This is a genomic window from Pseudomonas sp. G3-39, assembly GCF_054790485.1.
Window position 1 is genome coordinate 4086421 of sequence record NZ_CP186497.1, and the last position, 19287, is coordinate 4105707.

20 protein-coding genes are annotated in these 19287 nt (G+C 60.5%); 14 read left to right on the plus strand and 6 right to left on the minus strand.

Annotated features, from left to right (window positions below; translation table 11 throughout):
- The first annotated feature begins 11 nt into the window (after positions 1-11).
- Complete coding sequence (locus ACOYXG_RS18205) at positions 12-566, plus strand: RNA polymerase factor sigma-70 (RefSeq protein ID WP_027613402.1); 555 nt, start codon at positions 12-14, stop codon at positions 564-566.
- Positions 567-700: 134 nt separating this feature from the next.
- Here ACOYXG_RS18205 and ACOYXG_RS18210 read toward each other — a convergent pair whose 3' ends face one another.
- The 3 genes from ACOYXG_RS18210 to ACOYXG_RS18220 all read right to left on the minus strand — a co-directional run bounded on the left by ACOYXG_RS18210 (position 701) and on the right by ACOYXG_RS18220 (position 3307).
- Positions 701-1714, minus strand: a complete 1014-nt coding sequence (locus ACOYXG_RS18210; RefSeq protein WP_115989251.1) for a GNAT family N-acetyltransferase — start codon at positions 1712-1714, stop codon at positions 701-703.
- Between the two features lie 79 nt (positions 1715-1793).
- Positions 1794-2591 (minus strand): substrate-binding periplasmic protein, encoded by a 798-nt coding sequence (locus ACOYXG_RS18215; RefSeq protein WP_027613404.1) that lies wholly within the window; start codon positions 2589-2591, stop codon positions 1794-1796.
- A 92-nt stretch (positions 2592-2683) separates the two neighbouring features.
- Positions 2684-3307, minus strand: a complete 624-nt coding sequence (locus ACOYXG_RS18220) for a TetR/AcrR family transcriptional regulator (RefSeq protein WP_027613405.1) — start codon at positions 3305-3307, stop codon at positions 2684-2686.
- Positions 3308-3490: 183 nt separating this feature from the next.
- Between ACOYXG_RS18220 and ACOYXG_RS18225 the strand changes: the two genes are divergently transcribed.
- From ACOYXG_RS18225 to ppnP, 8 genes are all read left to right on the plus strand, one after another.
- The gene (locus tag ACOYXG_RS18225; protein WP_027613406.1) at positions 3491-5281 is read left to right on the plus strand and encodes an acyclic terpene utilization AtuA family protein; all 1791 of its coding nucleotides are present in this window, start codon (positions 3491-3493) and stop codon (positions 5279-5281) included.
- Positions 5282-5293: 12 nt separating this feature from the next.
- Complete coding sequence (locus ACOYXG_RS18230) at positions 5294-6163, plus strand: SDR family oxidoreductase (RefSeq protein ID WP_183785454.1); 870 nt, start codon at positions 5294-5296, stop codon at positions 6161-6163.
- Between the two features lie 3 nt (positions 6164-6166).
- Positions 6167-7783 carry a geranyl-CoA carboxylase subunit beta gene (gene atuC, locus ACOYXG_RS18235; protein ID WP_460353233.1) on the plus strand — a complete coding sequence of 539 codons (1617 nt, stop codon included), beginning with the start codon at positions 6167-6169 and terminating at the stop codon, positions 7781-7783.
- 30 nt (positions 7784-7813) lie between these two features.
- Positions 7814-8971 (plus strand): citronellyl-CoA dehydrogenase, encoded by a 1158-nt coding sequence (gene atuD / locus ACOYXG_RS18240; RefSeq protein WP_027613409.1) that lies wholly within the window; start codon positions 7814-7816, stop codon positions 8969-8971.
- Complete coding sequence (locus ACOYXG_RS18245) at positions 8968-9765, plus strand: enoyl-CoA hydratase-related protein (protein ID WP_115989248.1); 798 nt, start codon at positions 8968-8970, stop codon at positions 9763-9765. The genes atuD and ACOYXG_RS18245 overlap by 4 nt, the downstream gene beginning before the upstream one ends.
- A gap of 109 nt (positions 9766-9874) precedes the next feature.
- Positions 9875-11836 carry an acetyl/propionyl/methylcrotonyl-CoA carboxylase subunit alpha gene (locus ACOYXG_RS18250; protein ID WP_460353237.1) on the plus strand — a complete coding sequence of 654 codons (1962 nt, stop codon included), beginning with the start codon at positions 9875-9877 and terminating at the stop codon, positions 11834-11836.
- 70 nt (positions 11837-11906) lie between these two features.
- Positions 11907-12449 (plus strand): 3'-5' exonuclease, encoded by a 543-nt coding sequence (locus ACOYXG_RS18255; protein WP_027613412.1) that lies wholly within the window; start codon positions 11907-11909, stop codon positions 12447-12449.
- Positions 12450-12563: 114 nt separating this feature from the next.
- Entirely contained in the window at positions 12564-12848 is a 285-nt protein-coding gene (gene ppnP / locus ACOYXG_RS18260) for a pyrimidine/purine nucleoside phosphorylase (protein WP_460353239.1), read from the plus strand.
- 71 nt (positions 12849-12919) lie between these two features.
- On the opposite strand, the gene ACOYXG_RS18265 is transcribed toward ppnP, so the two are convergent.
- Both ACOYXG_RS18265 and ACOYXG_RS18270 read right to left on the minus strand, forming a co-directional pair.
- Positions 12920-13726, minus strand: a complete 807-nt coding sequence (locus tag ACOYXG_RS18265; protein WP_115989246.1) for an MOSC N-terminal beta barrel domain-containing protein — start codon at positions 13724-13726, stop codon at positions 12920-12922.
- Positions 13727-13822: 96 nt separating this feature from the next.
- Entirely contained in the window at positions 13823-14758 is a 936-nt protein-coding gene (locus ACOYXG_RS18270) for a chemotaxis protein CheV (protein ID WP_003226705.1), read from the minus strand.
- Here ACOYXG_RS18270 and ACOYXG_RS18275 point away from each other — a divergent pair.
- The 4 genes from ACOYXG_RS18275 (at position 14748) to ACOYXG_RS18290 (ending at position 17725) form a co-directional block, all read left to right on the plus strand.
- A complete protein-coding gene (locus ACOYXG_RS18275; protein ID WP_330206472.1) occupies positions 14748-14969 on the plus strand; it encodes a hypothetical protein in 222 nt (73 codons plus the stop codon). The genes ACOYXG_RS18270 and ACOYXG_RS18275 overlap by 11 nt on opposite strands.
- 244 nt (positions 14970-15213) lie before the next feature.
- Positions 15214-15684 carry a hypothetical protein gene (locus ACOYXG_RS18280; RefSeq protein ID WP_150368238.1) on the plus strand — a complete coding sequence of 157 codons (471 nt, stop codon included), beginning with the start codon at positions 15214-15216 and terminating at the stop codon, positions 15682-15684.
- A 491-nt stretch (positions 15685-16175) separates the two neighbouring features.
- Positions 16176-17069: a sensor histidine kinase gene (locus ACOYXG_RS18285; RefSeq protein WP_027613415.1), complete on the plus strand. Its 894-nt coding sequence runs from the start codon at positions 16176-16178 to the stop codon at positions 17067-17069.
- A complete protein-coding gene (locus ACOYXG_RS18290) occupies positions 17066-17725 on the plus strand; it encodes a response regulator (protein ID WP_007969079.1) in 660 nt (219 codons plus the stop codon). The genes ACOYXG_RS18285 and ACOYXG_RS18290 overlap by 4 nt, the downstream gene beginning before the upstream one ends.
- On the opposite strand, the gene yegS is transcribed toward ACOYXG_RS18290, so the two are convergent.
- Complete coding sequence (gene yegS / locus ACOYXG_RS18295) at positions 17709-18626, minus strand: lipid kinase YegS (RefSeq protein WP_103368470.1); 918 nt, start codon at positions 18624-18626, stop codon at positions 17709-17711. The genes ACOYXG_RS18290 and yegS overlap by 17 nt on opposite strands.
- 318 nt (positions 18627-18944) lie before the next feature.
- Between yegS and ACOYXG_RS18300 the strand changes: the two genes are divergently transcribed.
- Positions 18945-19253, plus strand: coding sequence for a hypothetical protein (locus ACOYXG_RS18300; RefSeq protein WP_171061883.1), 309 nt, complete (start codon positions 18945-18947; stop codon positions 19251-19253).
- Positions 19254-19287: the final 34 nt, after the last annotated feature.

Genomic DNA, 19287 nt, shown 5'->3' on the forward strand with positions numbered 1-19287 from the left:
AGGTGATTTCCATGACGGAACAAGTATCCACAAGCAGGTGCGATTCACCGCTACTTCAGGCCTTCGTCGACAATCGACTGATTCTGGTGAAGATTGCAGCGCGCATTACCGGCTGCCGTTCACGCGCCGAAGATGTGGTGCAGGATGCGTTCTTCCGCTTGCAGTCGGCCCCGCCGATCACGTCGTCGATCAAGGCGCAATTGAGTTATCTGTTCCAGATCGTGCGCAACCTCGCCATCGATCACTACCGCAAACAGGCGCTGGAACAGAAGTACTCAGGCCCGGAAGAGGAAGGGTTGAATGTGGTCATTCAGGGCGCTTCGCCGGAAACCTCGCATATCAACTTCTCGACGCTGGAACACATCGCCGACGCGCTGACCGAACTGCCCAGCCGCACCCGCTACGCCTTCGAGATGTACCGTCTGCACGGCGTGCCGCAAAAGGACATCGCCAAGGAACTCGGCGTCTCGCCAACCCTGGTCAATTTCATGATTCGCGATGCGCTGGTGCACTGCCGCAAGGTGTCGGGCAGTCGCGGGGATGCGGCCTCGATGGGTCGTCGTTAATCAGCGAAATCGTGGTAACCCCATTCGCGAGCAGGCTCGCTCCCACATTTGTCCTGTGTATGCAGAACCTGTGTGGGAGCGAGCCTGCTCGCGAATGCGGCCTCAAGATCACGTAGATCTTTGAGGCCTGAACCTCAGGCCAGCTTGCACCGATCAAAAAACCGCTCACGCCCCAGAATCATCAACGCCGCGCGCTTGTGCGGAAAGTCGAATTCCTTCTCGCAGTGGAAGCACTGATTCTGCATGTGGCCGATCATCTTCGCGTTGTCGGCACGCGGTTCGGCGACCACGCGCTGGGTACGCGGATCATCCAGAAACAGATAGTGCACCAGCGCCGACAACCAGCTCGCGACCTTGTGCGGGCCACGGTGACTCTCTTCCCCCACCAGCATGTGAATGCCACGGTCGTAATTGTCGACATCATAGAACGGCGCGATACGGTCTTCCTTGGCCCAGTAGGCCTCGAAATAGGCAAACGGTTGATCGTCGAAGCAGCCGATCAACGTCAGCGTGTGCGGATCGGCGTCTAGCTTGCTCAGGTATTCGCGATGCTGCTCAAGACTGCCCTCCTCCTGCCAGAAACTGGCGACACGCGGACTGTTCTGCCAGCGATTGAACCGCGCCAGATCCTGCTCGATCTCCACCGTGCGCAGGGAAATCCACGCCCCGAGGCGTGCATCGAAACGTCGATAGACTTCGCCGCGCGGCTTGACCGGACGCAGCGGATGGCGCTTGCCCTGGCTGATCACCATTTGTTGTGGGTAGCTGCCGCTCAGCGATGTACCGAGCCATGGCTGCGGCAATTGCCAGAAAAGGGTGCGCTCGCAACGGTATTCGCCGGCCACTTCGGTGCTGACCAGCAAGCCGCTGAGCAAGGCTTCGGTGGGCGGCTGGTCCAGTTGCCAGAGCAATTGCTGACGCTCCGGCTCACGGGCGAACAACCAGTAACAGGCCGCCCACAACGCCAGGCCGGGGGGCAGGGCAAAACGCTCATCGAGCTGAATCGGGCCGGTGCCGTCACGATTCAGACGCAAGCGAACCAGCGGTTGCCCGTCCAGGCTCAGGCTCAGACGGCTTTCAGTAGCATCGGCTACCAGTTCACTGCCCGAAGGCAAGGCCAGGGCAGTCAGGTCATTCAGATTGGACATGGGTCGGGCTCACGATAATCGTCGACAGTTCAACGATGGGACGTGAGCCGCACGGGAAAATTTAGCCGGCGGGGTGAAATCAGTGTTGCGGTACCGGTACCAGAGCGATCTTGTATGGCTCGAAAATCTTCAGCATCTGTCCGTTGTCCCGCAGCTCCTGCAACAATTTGCCAAACGCCTCACCGGTGATCGGCGCGGCCGGGCGCAAAATGGAGTAGTGGTGATAAACCTGATCGATGCGCTGCGACACCAGCAACTTGTCGGCCACCTTTTCGTTGCGTTTCAGGTAGTCGAACAGGTAAGAGCGCGTGACCAAAGCAATGTCGGCGCGCCCGCGCAGCACCATCAACAGGTTGCTGTCATGGGAATAGGTCAACGTGGCCTTGAACGTATCCGCGAGAAATTTGGGGTCGGCGTTGAAATTGGCGAACTCGTAGTGATAACCGCTGTACAGCGCCAGCCGCTTGCCCTTGAGATCCGAGAAGTAATCCTGCTGCCGACCCTCTTCGCGTTGCGCGACGAAAATCTCGGCATCTTCCAGACCCATATCGACCGTAGTGTGTGGAATGTCCTTCCAGCCCCACTCCGGGTTTTCGAAAATCGCCATGTCGGTGCGCCCTTCCTTCAAGTCACCGAAACGCCGGGGAATCGAGGTCGGTACCAGGACAAACTGATACTCCGTCTGCAACGCATTCAGCGCTTCGACCAATTCCGGCAGCAGACCGGTGTCGGCACCGTTTTCCGGGCGGATGGTGTAAGGCGGAAAGTGCGCGGCGCCCACTCGAACCAGTTGCGCCGCCTGCGCAGGCAACCCTGAAAATGCCGTCAGCGCGACGAGTACCAGCCCCGTGGCCGTCCGAATTGGCGAAGACTTCAAAACACCCCACTCCCCGAAAAAATACCGATCAATGCATTCAAGCTAGGCGGTTTCGCCCAGTTAGCCAGTTTCCTGACCTGTTGGAACGTGGGTTAACGCTCTTCGAGCACCAGAATCAGCGCTTCATCGGCCAACTGATCGAGGCTCAGGCTGCCGCCGGCACGAAACCAGGTGGTGGTCCAGGACAGCGCGCCAGTGAGAAAACGTCGGGTAATGAATACATCGCCACGGATAAACCCCGCCTCCTTGGCTTCGCCCAGCACCTGCAACCAGAGGTCTTCATAGACATCGCGCAGGGCCAGCACCCGGGCCTGACCTTCTTCGGACAGCGAACGCCATTCATAGACCAGCACCGCCATGGCTTCGCCGCTGCCGCCCATGATCGACTGCAACTCGCAGCGAATCAGCGCCAGCACCCGCTCGCGCACGTTGCTGGCTTCGGCCAGCGCGGCGCGCATCAGCGCGGTGTTGTAGCGGATGGTTTCTTCCATCACCGCCCGGAGGATTTCATCCTTGCTTTTGAAGTGATGAAAAATGCTCCCGGACTGGATCCCCACCGCCCCGGCCAGATCGCGCACGGTGGTGCGTTCATAACCCTTGTTGCGGAACAGGTGAGCGGCCACTTGCAGCAGTTTGCCGCGGGCGCTGTCGGGGTCAGTCAACTGGCCCTGGTCGACCAGTTCGCGCATGACCCTCAGGGCTTTTTGCTCGTCCACCCGTTCTCTCCTACAGTCGATCAGTCTGTTGCCCCCTGAACACGCAGGGTTGCGCGCAATTTAAGCCTCGGGCCGCAACCAAGCAAGCGCTTGGGCAGAAGATATTTCAGTGGTTTACAAACCAAGCGCTTGCTTGGTAGCCTCCAGACACTTCTGTCGCAGGCTCCTGAGTCGGAGATAAAAATGCCCACCACCGTTCGGATCGGATGCGCCAGCGCATTCTGGGGTGACACCAGTACCGCCGCCGCACAACTTGTGGCCGGCGGACAGCTGGATTATCTGGTGTTCGATTACCTGGCCGAAATCACCCTGTCGATCATGGCCGGCGCCCGTATGAAAGATCCGCAGGCCGGATTCGCCGGGGACTTCGTCGAGGTGCTCGCGCCGCTGCTGCCGCAACTGGCTGAACAGAAAATCCGCGTCATCAGCAATGCCGGCGGGATCAATCCAAAAGCCTGTGCCGCCGCCCTGCAAGCCGCCTGCGACAAGGCCGGGGTCAAGCTGAAAATCGCCGTGCTGCTCGGCGATGACCTGCAACCGCAATTCAAGCAACTTGCCGCCCAAGGCATCCACGAAATGTTCAACGGCACGCCGCTGCCGCCGATGTGCGTATCGACCAACGCCTACCTCGGCGCACCGGGCATCGTCGAAGCCCTGCGCCTGGGTGCCGACATCGTCATCACCGGGCGCGTGGTCGACAGCGCGGTGGTCAGTGCGGCGCTGGTGCATGAATTCGGCTGGGCGTGGCACGACTACGACAAACTGGCCCAGGCCGCGCTCGCCGGGCACATCATCGAATGCGGCGCGCAATGCACCGGGGGCAATTTCACCGACTGGCGCGACGTGCCGGACTACGAACACATCGGTTTTCCCATCGTTGAAGTCAGTGCCGATGGCCAGTTCATCGTGAGCAAACCCGAAGGCTCCGGCGGGTTGGTGACGCCGCTGACCGTTGGCGAGCAGATGCTCTATGAAATCGGTGATCCACAGGCCTATCTGTTGCCGGATGTAGTCTGCGATTTCACTCAAGTGAAACTGCAGCAACAGGGCAAAAACGCCGTGCACGTCCACGGAGCCAAAGGCCTGCCGCCCAGCGATAAATACAAGGTCAGCGCAACTTACCCGGACGGTTTCCGCTGCACCGCCAGTTGCCTGATCGCCGGCATCGATGCGGTGGACAAGGCGCGCCGCGTCAGTCAGGCAATCATCGACAAGACTGCAGAAATGTTCAGCCAGCGCGGCTGGCCACCCTACAGCGAAGTCAACATTGAACTGCTCGGCAGCGAAGCCACATACGGCCCTCACGGCCAGCGTCGGGACAGCCGCGAGGTGGTGATCAAACTTGCGGTGCGCCATCCACTGAAACCGGCGCTGATCCTGTTCTCCCGGGAAATCGCCCAGGCTGCCACCGGCATGGCACCGGGACTGACGGGAATCGTCGGCGGACGGCCGACGGTATACCCGCTGATCCGGCTATTCTCGTTCCTGATCGATAAAACCGCCTGTACCCTGCACATCGACATGGCCGGTGAACAGCATCCCTGCGCCCTCCCCGCGCAAAGGCCGCTCGACAGCCATGACCTGCCAACCCCCGACCAGCCACCCAAACCCCAGGGCCGCGCCGACGCCAGTGTGCCGTTGGTGAAACTGGCGGTGGCGCGCTCCGGTGACAAGGGCAACCACAGCAACATCGGCGTCCTGCCGCGCCGGCCGGAATACCTGCCATGGATCGCCGAAGCGCTGACGCCGGCGGTGATCGTCGACTGGATGCGCCATGTGCTCGACCCGATTCACGGCCGGGTCGAACGCTGGTACCTGCCCGGCACCCACAGCCTGAATTTTCTGCTGGAGAACGCGCTTGGCGGCGGAGGCGTGGCGAGTCTGCGCATTGATCCCCAGGGCAAGGCCTTCGCTCAGCAACTGCTGGAAATCCAGATCCCGGTGCCGCAGAGCATCGCCGAACAACTCGACTAGAGGTTGGGCTTCATGGCTTACGCATCGATTTTCAAAGCCGATCTGTTCAGCGGCCAGACCATCATCGTCACCGGTGGCGGCAGTGGCATCGGGCGCTGCACCGCGCATGAACTGGCGGCGCTCGGCGCCACTGTGCTGCTGGTCGGGCGCAAACCGGAGAAGCTGCAAAAGGTCGCCGCCGAAATCAGCGAAGACGGCGGCCGCGCCCATTGGCAGGCCTGCGATATCCGTGACGAAGACGCGGTGAAACAACTGGTCGCCGAGTTGATCGCCGAACACGGGCCGATCCACGGTCTGGTCAACAATGCCGGCGGCCAGTACCCGTCGCCACTGGCCGCGATCAATCAGAAAGGCTTTGAAACCGTATTGCGCACCAACCTGGTCGGCGGCTTCCTGATGGCCCGGGAAGTGTTCAACCAGTCGATGAGCAAACACGGCGGCAACATCGTCAACATGCTTGCCGACATGTGGGGCGGCATGCCCGGCATGGGCCACTCGGGCGCGGCACGTTCGGGGATGGACAACTTCACCAAAACCGCCGCGTTCGAGTGGGGGTACGCCGGGGTGCGGGTCAATGCGGTGGCGCCGGGCTGGATCGCATCCAGCGGCATGGACACTTATGAAGGCGCGTTCAAAGCGGTGATCCCGACCCTGCGCGAACACGTGCCACTCAAACGCATCGGTACCGAATCGGAGGTCAGTGCGGCGATCGTTTTTCTGCTCAGCCCGGCGGCGGCGTTCATCAGCGGCAGCACCTTGAAAATCGATGGTGCGGCCAGTCTCGGCAGCCGCGCATGGCCGTTGCACAAGGCAAGCCACAGCGAGTCGTTCAACGGTTTCCATCGGGCGTACCTGCCCGACGTGCTCAAGGACAAGGAGTAAGCCATGCCGCAGATCCAGTCCCAACTCGATCCGCACAGTGAAGCTTTCGCGCGCAACTGCGCGGCGATGCTCACGGCCATCGAGCAAGTCCAGCAACTGGAACAGAACCTGCTGAACAAGGCTGCCGAAGCCAAGGGCAAATTCGACAAGCGCGGGCAACTGCTGCCCCGCGAACGCCTGAACCTGCTGCTCGACCCCGGTGCGCCGTTCCTCGAACTGGCGAGTCTGGCCGGCTACAAGCTGCACGACGACAAGGACGGCAGCGCTGCCGGTGGCGGCCTGATCGCCGGCATCGGTTACGTGTCCGGCATCCGGGCGATGGTGGTGGCCAACAACAGCGCGATCAAGGGTGGCACGATCTCCCCCACCGGCCTGAAAAAATCCCTGCGGCTGCAACAGATCGCCCTGGAAAACAAACTGCCGGTGATCACTCTGGCAGAGAGCGGCGGCGCCAACCTCAATTATGCGGCGGAGATATTCGTCGAAGGCGCACGCAGTTTTGCCAATCAGGCGCGGATGTCGGCCATGGGTTTGCCGCAAATTACCGTGGTGCACGGCTCGGCGACGGCCGGTGGCGCCTATCAACCGGGGCTGTCGGATTACGTGGTGGTGGTGCGCGGCAAGGCCAAGCTGTTTCTTGCCGGGCCGCCACTGCTCAAGGCCGCGACGGGCGAGGTCGCCACCGATGAAGAGCTGGGCGGCGCCGAGATGCACGCGCAGGTCGCCGGCACCGCCGAGTATCTGGCCGAGAACGATGCCGACGGCGTGCGCCTGGTCCGCGAGATCTTGCGCATGCTGCCGTGGAACGAGCAATTGCCGTGGCTGCCGGAGCCGCAATACAAGGCGCCGCTGTACCCGATCGACGAGTTGCTCGGGCTGATTCCCGAAGACCCGAAGAAGCCCTACGACGTGCGCGAAATCGTTGCGCGGATTGCCGATGAATCGGAGTTTCTTGAATTCAAGGGCGAGTTCGATCAGCAAACCATCTGCGGCCAATTGAAAATCCACGGTCGCGCCTGCGGCTTGATCGGCAACAACGGCCCGATCACCCCCGCCGGCGCGAGCAAGGCCGCGCAGTTCATTCAACTGTGCGATCAGAGCCAGACGCCGCTGCTGTTTTTCCACAACACCACCGGTTTCATGGTCGGCACCGAGTCCGAGCAGCAAGGCGTGATCAAACACGGCTCGAAACTGATTCAAGCGGTGGCCAATGCGCGAGTGCCTAAACTGACGATTGTGGTCGGTGGCTCCTACGGTGCCGGCAACTATGCGATGTGCGGACGCGGTCTCGATCCACGTTTCATCTTCGCCTGGCCCAACAGCCGCACCGCGGTGATGGGCGGCGCGCAGGCCGGCAAGGTGCTGCGCATCGTCACCGAGGCCAAACAGCTCAAGGAAGGCCTGGTGCCGGATCCGAAAATGCTCGACATGCTCGAACAGGTCACCGCGCAGAAACTCGACAGCCAATCCACCGCGCTCTACGGCAGCGCCAACCTGTGGGACGACGGCCTGATCGACCCACGCGATACACGCACCCTGCTCGGTTACCTGCTGGATATCTGCCACGAAGCCGACATCCGCACGCTGCAACCCAACAGCTTCGGCGTCAGCCGCTTCTGACTGCCACGGATCCCAAGGAGAACAATAAAAATGATCTTCACCCCGGAACACGAAGCACTGCGCCGTACCGTCCGCCAGTTCGTCGAGCACGAGATCAACCCGCACGTCGATGAATGGGAAAAGGCCGGACGCTTTCCAATCCACGAGATTTTCCGCAAGGCCGGCGACCTCGGACTGCTGGGCATTTCCAAGCCGGAAAAATTCGGCGGCATGGGCCTCGACTACAGCTATTCGATTGTCGCCGCCGAAGAGTTCGGCACCATTCATTGTGGCGGCATTCCGATGTCGATCGGCGTGCAGACCGACATGTGCACCCCGGCGCTGGCCCGTTTCGGCTCCGATGAATTGCGCGACGAATTCCTACGTCCGGCGATCACCGGTGAGCAGGTCGGTTGCATCGGCGTCTCGGAAGTCGGTGCCGGCTCCGACGTCGCCGGACTCAAGACCAGCGCGCGCAAGGACGGCGACGACTACGTGATCAACGGCAGCAAGATGTGGATCACCAACTCGCCGAGCGCCGATTTCATCTGCCTGCTGGCCAATACCTCGGACGACAAGCCGCACATCAACAAGTCGCTGATCATGGTGCCGATGAACACTCCGGGCATCAGCCTCAGCTCGCACCTGGACAAGCTCGGCATGCGCAGCTCGGAAACCGCTCAGGTGTTTTTCGACAACGTGCGTGTGCCGCAGCGCAACCGCATCGGCCACGAAGGCGCCGGGTTCATGATGCAGATGCTGCAGTTCCAGGAGGAACGCCTGTTCGGCGCGGCGAACATGATCAAGGGTCTGGAATATTGCGTCGACAGCACCATCGAGTACTGCAAGGAACGCAAGACCTTCGGCAACGCGCTGATCGACAATCAGGTGATCCACTTCCGCCTCGCCGAATTGCAGACCGAAATCGAATGCCTGCGGGCGCTGGTCTATCAGGCCACCGAGCAATATGTGAAAGGTCAGGACGTCACACGTCTGGCATCGATGGCCAAGCTCAAGGCCGGGCGTCTCGGCCGTGAAGTCAGCGACAGCTGCCTGCAATATTGGGGCGGCATGGGCTTCATGTGGGACAACCCGGTAGCCCGCGCCTATCGCGATGTGCGGCTGGTGTCGATCGGCGGCGGCGCCGACGAAATCATGCTGGGGATCATCTGCAAACTGATGGGCATCCTGCCGGGGAAAAAGAAATGAGCCCCCTGCCCGACTGTCAGACTCTGCTGCTGGAACTGCACGGCGGCGTGCTGCACATCACCCTCAATCGCCCGGACAGCCGCAATGCGATGAGCCTGCAAATGGTCGCCGAACTGCGCGCGGTATTGGCGGCGGTGCGCGATGACCGCGGGGTTCGCGCTCTGGTCCTCAGCGGTGCCGGTGGGCATTTCTGTGCGGGGGGCGACATCAAGGACATGGCCAATGCCCGTGCCCAAGGGGCCGACGCTTACCGCGTGTTGAACCGCGCCTTTGGAGCTCTGCTGCAAGAAGCTCAGGACGCACCACAAGTGCTGATCACCGTTTTACAGGGCGCAGTGCTCGGTGGTGGTTTCGGGCTGGCATGTGTCAGCGATATCGCGATGGCCGACCATCAAGCGCAGTTCGGTCTGCCGGAAACCAGCCTCGGTTTGCTGCCAGCGCAGATCGCGCCGTTCGTGGTGCAGCGCATCGGCCTGACCGAGACCCGCCGACTGGCGCTGACTGCGGCGCGTTTCGACGGCCATCAGGCGCGGCGGCTGGGGCTGGTGCATTTCGTCGAGCAGGATCCGCAGGCACTGGCAGAACGCCTCGACGAAGTGCTCGACCATGTTTTGTGCTGCGCGCCCGAAGCGAATGCGGCGACGAAAAAACTGCTGCTGGCCAGTGCCGGGCAGCCTTCGAGTGAATTGCTGGATGAAGCGGCGCGGTGGTTCAGCGAAGCGGTGACCGGGGCCGAAGGGATCGAGGGCACCATGGCTTTCGTGCAAAAGCGCAAACCGCGATGGGCCCCTTAAAAGCTTCGCGAGCAGGCTCGCTCCCACAGACGGAACGCATTCCAAATGTGGGAGCGGGCTTGCTCGCGAAGAGGCCAGCACCGACACCGCAAATTCCGAGGGAACAGCCATGCCCGTCATCCACAAAATCCTGATCGCCAACCGCGGTGAAATCGCCTGCCGCATCCAGCGCACCGCCCAGGCCCTCGGCTATCGCACCGTCGCCGTATTCAGCGATGCCGACGCCGATGCCCCGCACGTGCAGATGGCCGATCAAGCGGTGAACATCGGCGCCGCACCGGTGCAACAGTCCTATCTAAACATCCCGGCGATCCTCGACGCCGCCCGCCGCAGCGGTGCCGACGCGATCCACCCAGGCTATGGCTTTCTCTCGGAAAACGCCGAATTCGCCCGCGCCTGCGCAGAGGCCGGCCTGACCTTCATCGGCCCCAGCGCCGAGGCCATCGAGCTGATGGGCAGCAAGCGCCTGTCGAAAATCGCCATGCTCGACGCCGATGTTCCCTGCATCGCCGGCTATCAAGGCGCCGCGCAGGATGACGCCACGTTGCTGCGCGAAGCCGAGCGCATCGGCTATCCACTGATGATCAAGGCCAGCGCTGGCGGCGGTGGACGCGGCATGCGTCTGGTGCACAGCAGCGAGGAATTGCCGGCGCAATTGCGCACCGCCCGCTCCGAAGCGCTGAACGGTTTCGGCAGCGACGAACTGATCCTCGAACAGGCACTGATCGAACCACGGCATGTCGAGGTACAACTGTTCGGCGACTGCCACGGCAACCTGATCTACCTCGGCGAGCGTGATTGCTCGGTGCAGCGTCGCCATCAGAAAGTCATCGAGGAAGCGCCCTGCCCGGTGATGACCCGCGAGTTGCGTCAGGCCATGGGCGAAGCGGCATTGAAGGCTGGTCGCGCGGTGAATTACGTCGGTGCCGGCACCGTCGAGTTTCTGCTCGATGCCCGTGGGCATTTCTACTTTCTGGAAATGAACACGCGTCTGCAGGTCGAGCATCCGGTGACCGAACTGATCACCGGGCAGGATCTGGTCGCCTGGCAATTGGCCGTCGCCGAAGGGCAGCCGCTGCCGTTGACTCAGGATCAGGTCGCACTGAACGGCCACGCCATGGAAGTGCGTCTGTATGCCGAAGATCCGACGCAGAATTTCCTGCCGCAGACCGGTCGTGTACAGGCCTGGGAACCGGCGTTGGGTCCGGGGGCGCGGATCGATCATGGCTTGCGCGAAGGTCAGTCGATCAGCCCGTTTTATGATCCGATGCTCGGCAAACTGATCGCCCACGGCGCCACCCGCGAAGAGGCGCGGCGCAAGCTGTTGCGCGCGGTGCAGGACAGCGTGCTGCTCGGCGTTCAGAGCAACCAGCGTTTGCTGGTCAGCCTGCTGCAGCATCCGCAGTTCATCAGCGGTGAATTCAGCACCGCGTTCATCGCGCAGCATTTCACTGACCACCCATGCCTGCACACTTACGCCCCCACCGCCGAGGAGCTGGCCATCGCCGCCGTGCTGTTTTATCAGGCTGTCGCGCAGGCGCATCGTGCGCCGCTCAAGGGCTGGCGCAACAATGTCGGCGCGCCGCTCAATTACCGCCTCGGGCTTGAACAGCAGGACTGGACCGTGCAACTGCTTGCGCACGGCGCTGGCCGCTTCACCGTGAACGTGATGCAGCGCGCACTGGTACTGACCGTCATCAATTGCGACGAGCGCGCGGTGACACTGGAAGTCGACGGCCTGCGCCAGCGTCACGCCTACCGGATCGATGGCGAAGAACTCTGGCTGTTCACCCACCCCGGCAACCTGCGCCTGGAGGATCGAACTCATGCGCTGATCAGCAGTCAGAGCAGCGTCAGCTCCGGCACACTGAAAGCGCCGATGGACGGTGCCATCGTCGACGTGCTGGTCAGCGAAGGCAGCCCGGTCAGCAAGGGTCAGTTGCTGGTGGTGCTGGAGGCAATGAAAATGGAGCATCCGCTCAAGGCCGGCATCGACGGCGTGCTCAAGCGGGTGCAGGTCAAGGTCGGCGATCAGGTAAAAAATCGTCAGGTTCTGTTGCAGGTCGAGTGAGTCGCCAGGCGCAAACGCAAGGTTTGACTACGCTCTGATCTATCAGGACGCGTAAATCAGGAAACCTGCGATGCCCCATTGGCTGGTCATTGATCTGGAAGCCACCACAGATGAAGGTGGCTGGCCGGTTACGGAAATGGAAATCATCGAAATCGGCGCGACGCTGGTCGACCGTGCCGGTCGCGAGCAGGATCACTTTCAGCGGTTCGTCAAACCGACCCGGCGGCCGTTGCTGACGCCGTTCTGCCGTGAGCTCACGCACATCACCCAGGCCAACATCGACGCCGCGCAGCCGTTGAACGAGGTCTGGCCGGCCTTCGAACGCTGGCTCGGGCAACACCAGACGCGCCTCGAAGGCTGGGCCAGTTGGGGCGATTACGACCGCAAGCAGTTGCTCCAGGAATGGCAGCGCCTGCAACTCGACAGCCTGCTGAGCCGGGTGCCACACATGAACCTCAAGCAGCGCTTCGCCAAGGCCCGGCGCCTGGAACGACCGCTGGGCTTGAACGGTGCGCTGCAACTGGCCGGCATGCAGTTCAGCGGTCAACAGCACCGAGCCCTGGAAGATGCGCGCAATACCGCGCGGTTGCTGCCGTTGGTCTTGCCACTCTGAAGTCAGGGCGAGAACTCGCCGGACACGCCCCGGGCAGGTGACGGCGCCGGGAGCCTTGTGCATACTGGCCAGCCTTTTTTAACCCTTTTTTGCCCTTTTCGAGAGGAATCGCCCATGTTCAAAGTCAACGAGTACTTCGACGGCACCGTCAAGTCGATCGCTTTTGGCACCGCTGAAGGTTCGGCGACCATCGGCGTCATGGCCCCGGGCGAATACGAATTCGGCACCGCTCAGCGCGAGATCATGCACGTGGTCTCCGGTGCGCTGACCGTCAAACTGCCGGACAGCAGCGACTGGGAAACCTTCGCCGCCGGCAGCCAGTTCAACGTTCCGGCCAACAGCAAGTTCCAGCTGAAAGTCGCCGTTGATACCGCTTACCTGTGCGAATACCGCGGCTAAGCCCACAGTTTTTCCCGGTGCAAAAAAATGCCCGTGTCCATGGACACGGGCATTTTCATTTCCGGCAGCGGTTACTCGAGGATTTCCACCGGCATTCCGACTTCCAGTTGACCATTGCTGTCGTTGACCAGGTTCTGCCCGAACATCGCGCCATCGGCCTGCGCACGGTATTTCTGCAGGGTTGCCAGCGGTTCGCGATCAGCACTGCGTTCGCCGGTTTGCGGATCGATGGTGGTCAGAATGCAGCGCGAGCAAGGCTTCACCACGCGGAACTCGACGTCACCGATACGAATGCGCTTCCAGCCGTCCTCGGCGAACGCCGCGCTGCCTTCGATCACCAGATTCGGCCGAAAGCGCAGCATCTCCAGCGGTCGTCCGACCTTTTGCACCAGATCCTCAAGTGACGCTTCGCCAATCAGCAACAGCGGGAAACCGTCAGCGAACGCGACCTGATCGTCCTCGCGGCCATAACCGGCCTGCGTCATGCGCGCGCGATCAAGCGGCACCTGCACCAGACGGGTCGGTTTGCCGATGAACTCGCTGACCCAACGGGCGGCTTCATCACCGGCATCCGGAACCCGCAGTGTGTCACGCCAGATGGTCACACCGCGCAGGTGGGAATCGGCCTCGGGCAGTGGCACGTCCAGCGCGGCAAGCCCGGGCGCGCTGAGGGTCAGACCGCCCTGCGCGTTCCACAATGCCGACAGCTGACTCATTTTCGCTTCGGCCCGCTGGGTCAGAAAGCGCCCGCTGGCCTCGTCCACGAGCATCCAGCGTCGGTCCCCTGCAAGGCCCAGTTTGTCCAGGCCAATCGATTGCAGAATCTCGGGTTTGCCGGATTTCAACGGATAACGATAAAGCGCGCTCAGACGCAGCATGGCCAGCTCCCCGGTGGGCAAAAAAGCCACCCTATACGAGCTTTATCGGCGAATCAAAAGAGTTTGTGCAGTGCAAACCTTGTGGGAGCGTCAGGATCAGGCCGGCACTTCATCGAGCATCAGACGCTGACGCACCACATCGACCAGTTTGTCCGGCTGGAACTTGGAGAGGAAGTTGTCGCAACCGACCTTCTTCACCATCGAGTCGTTGAAACTGCCGGACAGTGAAGTGTGCAACACCACGTACAGGCCACGCAGGCGCGGATCGTTGCGGATCTCGGTGGTCAGGCGATAGCCGTCCATTTCCGGCATCTCCGCGTCGGTGAACACCATCAGCAGTTTGTCGGTCATGTTCACGCCGGTATCGGCCCAGGCCTTGAGCATGTTCAGCGCCTTCAGACCATCGCTGGCGATGTGCATTTTCACCCCGAGCTGGCCGAGGGTGTCACGCAATTGCGAAAGCGCCACGTTGGAGTCGTCCACCAGCAGCACTTCGCGGCCACGGGCACGCTCCAGCACCGGATCGTCAAGCTTGTCGCGCGAGACCTTGGCGTTGTACGGGACGATTTCGGCGAGGACTTTCTCGACGTCGATGATTTCCACCAGTTGATCGTCAACCTTGCTGATTGCAGTCAGGTAGTGCTGGCGGCCAGCACTGGTCGGCGGCGGCAGAATGGCTTCCCAGTTCATGTTGACGATGCGATCCACGCCACCGACGAGGAAAGCCTGCACCGAACGGTTGTACTCGGTGACGATGATGGTGCTGTTCGGGCCCGGCACCAGCGGGCGCATGCCGATCGCCTGAGACAGATCGATCACCGGCAGCGTCTGGCCGCGCAGGTTGACCACGCCGCATACAAATGGGTGACGCTGTGGCATCAAGGTCAGCTTTGGCAGTTGCAGAACTTCCTGAACCTTGAACACGTTGATCGCGAACAATTGGCGTCCGGCCAGTCGAAACATGAGAATTTCCAGGCGATTCTCACCCACCAGTTGCGTGCGTTGGTCTACCGTGTCGAGAATGCCGGCCATCAATGACTCCTGGGCTTGTTCTGATGAATTCACTACTAAGTGGGGTTATCGGCTGTTTATGGCGATTCTTGATCCCACAAAATTCACCATCAAAATGCCACACACGGGCATTGATGTCACATTAACATCATGGTTTACTGACCCGGTGTTTTCATCTGCTGCATTCTCTTCTGGCGCGACCACAGTTTGCGCCACAGGTTCCCGCGCGTAAGGGAATCCCCTAGGAACAATCAGGCCCAACCTGATGTTCGCAATATCCAATAGCCATTAATGTGACGCCATTCTCATTGCATGAACGGAGTCAGGCTATTGTGTGCGATCGCAGGTCAGTGGAACCCCACCCTCTGGAAAACCTCAGCCAGTGCAATTGCACGGTGGGGCGCGATCTCCCGACGATCCACGAACGTCGACACACACGGCATTCCCTCATCAGACATGACGCTGTGGAGATAAGCATGCCAATCGACCGTAAAGACTGGGCGCAACGCTTTCCCGAATTCCTCGTCGAAGCTGAAACACTCCTGGCCAAGTCCGAAGAGTGCCTGAGCCACCTGCAATTGATCAGCAACGACAAAGACGCCATCGACTGCATGCGCAACACCCTGCTCAAGCTGGCGAACCGGGCTGAAGCGTTGGCATTGGAGGCGATCTCCGAGTTTTCCCTGCATATTCACAGCCTGCTCGACCACGCGCCGGATCATATCGATCTGCACGCACAGGCGCTGAATGCGCTGCAGGACTGTTTCACCCTGATGGCCTGGCAGATTGAACTGGTCGATCACAATACCGGCCAATTGAGCCTGGATGGCAGCGAACAAACCTCACTGATCGAAGCGTTCGCGTTTCAGGTCGGTCAAAGCCAGTTCAAGCCACCGCTCCGGCCCCAGCCGGTTTCGCTGTTGTCTTTTTCCGAGCGTCAGGCGTGATCCGCCGCATTCAAAGCGTAAATCCAGGCTGAAGACGGGAATCGCTTAATGTCGCAATTGAATAGTTCATACCTGCCAGCGACAATTCGAATTAAATAATCACACCTGACACCAGCGGATATTCTGCCGCGGCCTCAGGGTTTGCCTGTGTCTGTGTAACGATCAACTTCGAACCGCACGGATCTCTACCAAGCACAATAAAACGACATTTTCCATAATGGAACTCACGTCCAACATGGCGTATTTCCTGACTCATTGGACATATATCGCAAACGCGACCAACGGTATCTTAAGTGGTATTATGCCGACCGTTAGTTGCTTTCAACTAATGGCACAGTGATTCAGCGACTGTCATCCAACGAACTTGATGGTCGAATATCGTTCACTGTACTTCGTTAAAATCAATAACATAATTGACAGCATTTTCAGACAGAGATCCGCCAGCCACCGGCCGGTCTGCCCGTAGCGAACATCCATTGGCTCCATCCGTTATGTACGCCAGCCTCAAGTCAATCATCAAATGGCCACCGTCCCGGGAAAATGCACGCCGGTTCACTCTCATATTGAGTGTCATCGCCGCCGCTGGCAGCCTGCTGACCTACGGATTGTCTGCTCCGCTCTCACTGGGTCTGCTGCTGTTGAATATTGCCGCCACTGCTTGTGTCTGGGTGCAATATCGACTGTCGCGCAAATCGATCAAGTTTCAGCCTCAGGAACTCGCCGATCGTTTGCTGGAAGTCCAGGAAAACGAACGCCACCGTCTCAGCCGTGAACTGCACGACGATATCGGCCAGTTACTGACAGCGGCCAAGCTGCAAAGTGAATGGCTGAAAAAACGCCTGCCAGCCGACTTGCAAGCGCAATGCTCGACACTCTGCGACACCCTTGATGAAACCCTCAACAAGGTGCGCGACGTTTCCGCCATTCTCAATCCGCGCCAACTGACCAGCCTCGGGCTGGAGGCCAGTCTGCGCGCGCACCTGCTCAAGACCCTGGCGAACACCTCGGTGCACTGGAGCCTCGATTGCCAGCAACGGCTCAATGGCATTCCGGAAGAAATGGCGGTCGCTGCCTTTCGCATTGCCCAGGAAGCGGTCACCAACATTCTGCGTCATGCGCAGGCCAGCAATCTGCTGATCCGCGTGCAACGCTTGCCAAAAGGCCTGACGCTGTTGATCAGCGACGACGGACAAGGCTTTGCGCCTGCCGCGGATCCGGGTCGCGAAGGACAGCGCGGAATGGCCGGGATGGCCGAAAGGATCGAACAGTTGGGCGGCACGCTGAACGTCATCAGCGAGCCGGGCAAAGGCACTCAAATCGAAGCACTATTCCCCTGGGCGCCCCGTGCACTCGAGCGGGCCAGTACGAATAAGGTTATGCGTTGACTTGTAACTTACTTCTGGTGGATGACCACTCGCTGATCAGGGCCGGCGTGCGCGCTCTGGTGCTCGATATTCCCGGTTACGCGGTCGTTGGCGAAGCCAGCGACGGCTCGCAGTTGCTCGAAATGGTCGAGCAACTGGCGCCCGACATCGTGTTGCTGGATATCTCGATGAAGGAAACCGGTGGCCTGGAAGCCTTGCAACGGCTCAAGCGGGTGCGCCCGCAAAGCAAGGTGCTGATTCTCTCGATGCACACCGATCCGGCGCTGATCATGCAGGCGCTGGAATCCGGCGCGCACGGTTACCTGCTCAAGGACACCACGGCCACCGAGCTTGAACACGCCCTCGAAGCCTTGCGTAATAACGAGCGCTACCTGAGCCCGGCCATCGCCCACACCGTGATCAACCAGGCGCTGACCCGCACGCAGAAAAACCAGCCGGAAGTCGCCGACTCGCACAATCTGACGGCACGCCAGCTGGAAATCCTGCGGTTGATCGTACGCGGCAAATCCACTCGGGAGATCGCCAACGGCCTAGGGCTGAGCATCAAGACCGTCGAAACCCACCGCTCGCAGATCATGAAACGCCTGCAGATCTACGACGTGGCGGGTCTGGTGCTGTTCGCGGTGCGCGAACAGATCATCAGTCTGGACGACTGATCGAACCCGCGCCGCCCAACAGCGGCGAATGCTCCGGCAGATGCACCTGCAAGGCGGCGGGGCGCGCCTCGAAACGCAGGCTGTCGCCCTCCAGCGGCTCGCCGTCAAGGTTGATGCTCAGCCCCTCGGCGACCTTGATTTCGACCCAGGGCAAACGGGCCCGGACAAACATATTGTCGAGGCCGAAGCCGTCGCTGAGCAGGTTCTTCAGCGTGCCCACCAACTCCTGTGGCGCCGGCAGAATACTGATGTCCAATAGACCATCGTCCGCCAGTGCCTGCGGGCACAAGACGTGTCCGCCGCCTGCCTGACGACCGTTGCCGATGCCCAATGCGAGCAGCTCGCCGCTCCAGTGAAAGTCCGGCCCTTGCAGTTCACCGTAAGCCGCGTGCAGCTCACTGAAGCGCGACAAACCGGTGAACAGATAAGCGGCCCCGCCGAGCACTTTTTTCAGATCTTCAGAGGTATTGGCCGTGACCTGGCTGCCGAAACCACCCGTCGCCATGTTCAGGAAAATCTGCCCACCGACTTCGCCCAGGTCAATCTTGCGCGGTGGCACGTCCAGCATTTCCAGTGCTTCGGCCGGATCCAGCGGGATCCCCGCCGCGCGGGAAAAATCGTTAGCCGTTCCTAGCGGCAACAGCACCAGACTGGCCTCGTCCGGATGCGCGGCAAGCGCTTCAGCGATATCGCGCAACGTGCCATCTCCGCCTCCGGCGATGATCTTCCGAAAGCCACTCGCCAGTGCTTCTTCCACCAGACGCTGAGCGTCACCGGCCTCCCAGGTCAGCCGTACGGCCAATTCCCAGCCCTGCTTGCGTTTGCCTTCGACGGCGGCGCGAACCGCCTCATTGAGTGCCTGCTTGCCATGCAGAATCAACAGCGCCCTGCGTTCACTCATTACGGTCACTCCCCAAGATTGAATCGGTATGAAACATCTTGACCACTGGTGCACGCAAAAAAGCCATGGGAACACCATTTAATTCAAGCGACTGACCCGTTGCGTCCTACGCGACGGTATTTTTTCTTACAACATGTGAGGAATCGGCTCAATTGACCGGACACGATCCTTGATTCACCTTGTGCAGGTGGTATCAATTTTCGATTCAACAACACAAGGATGTGCAGGTAATGATTGGATACACCCTCGGAGCTGGTGGCAGTCTGGATGACGGGAAGGCCGGTGCGCTTACACTTGAAACAGCCGATGGACATTTCCATGCCAAGCCATGAAGCCAGAATTGCAAATAGTCCGGTTGCCCCTCTGGACGAAAGTCGCGCCAGTCACAAATCCGATTTCAGAAAGAACGCCAGAACCGCTGGAGAAGTTGATATGGAACCGCGCGTGACCGAACTGGAAACCCACCTCAAATACATTCGTCGGGACATGGACGAAGTTCGCGGGGATGTAAAGACCATCAAGCACCGTCTCGCCTATTCGGCGGGTGCGACGGCGGTGGTCCTGGGACTGCTGGGATGGGTTGCCAACAGCCGGTTCGATCAGTTGGTCACACTGATGAGCCATTGACAGAGGAATGCAGGCATCGACGCGGTATCGGTCG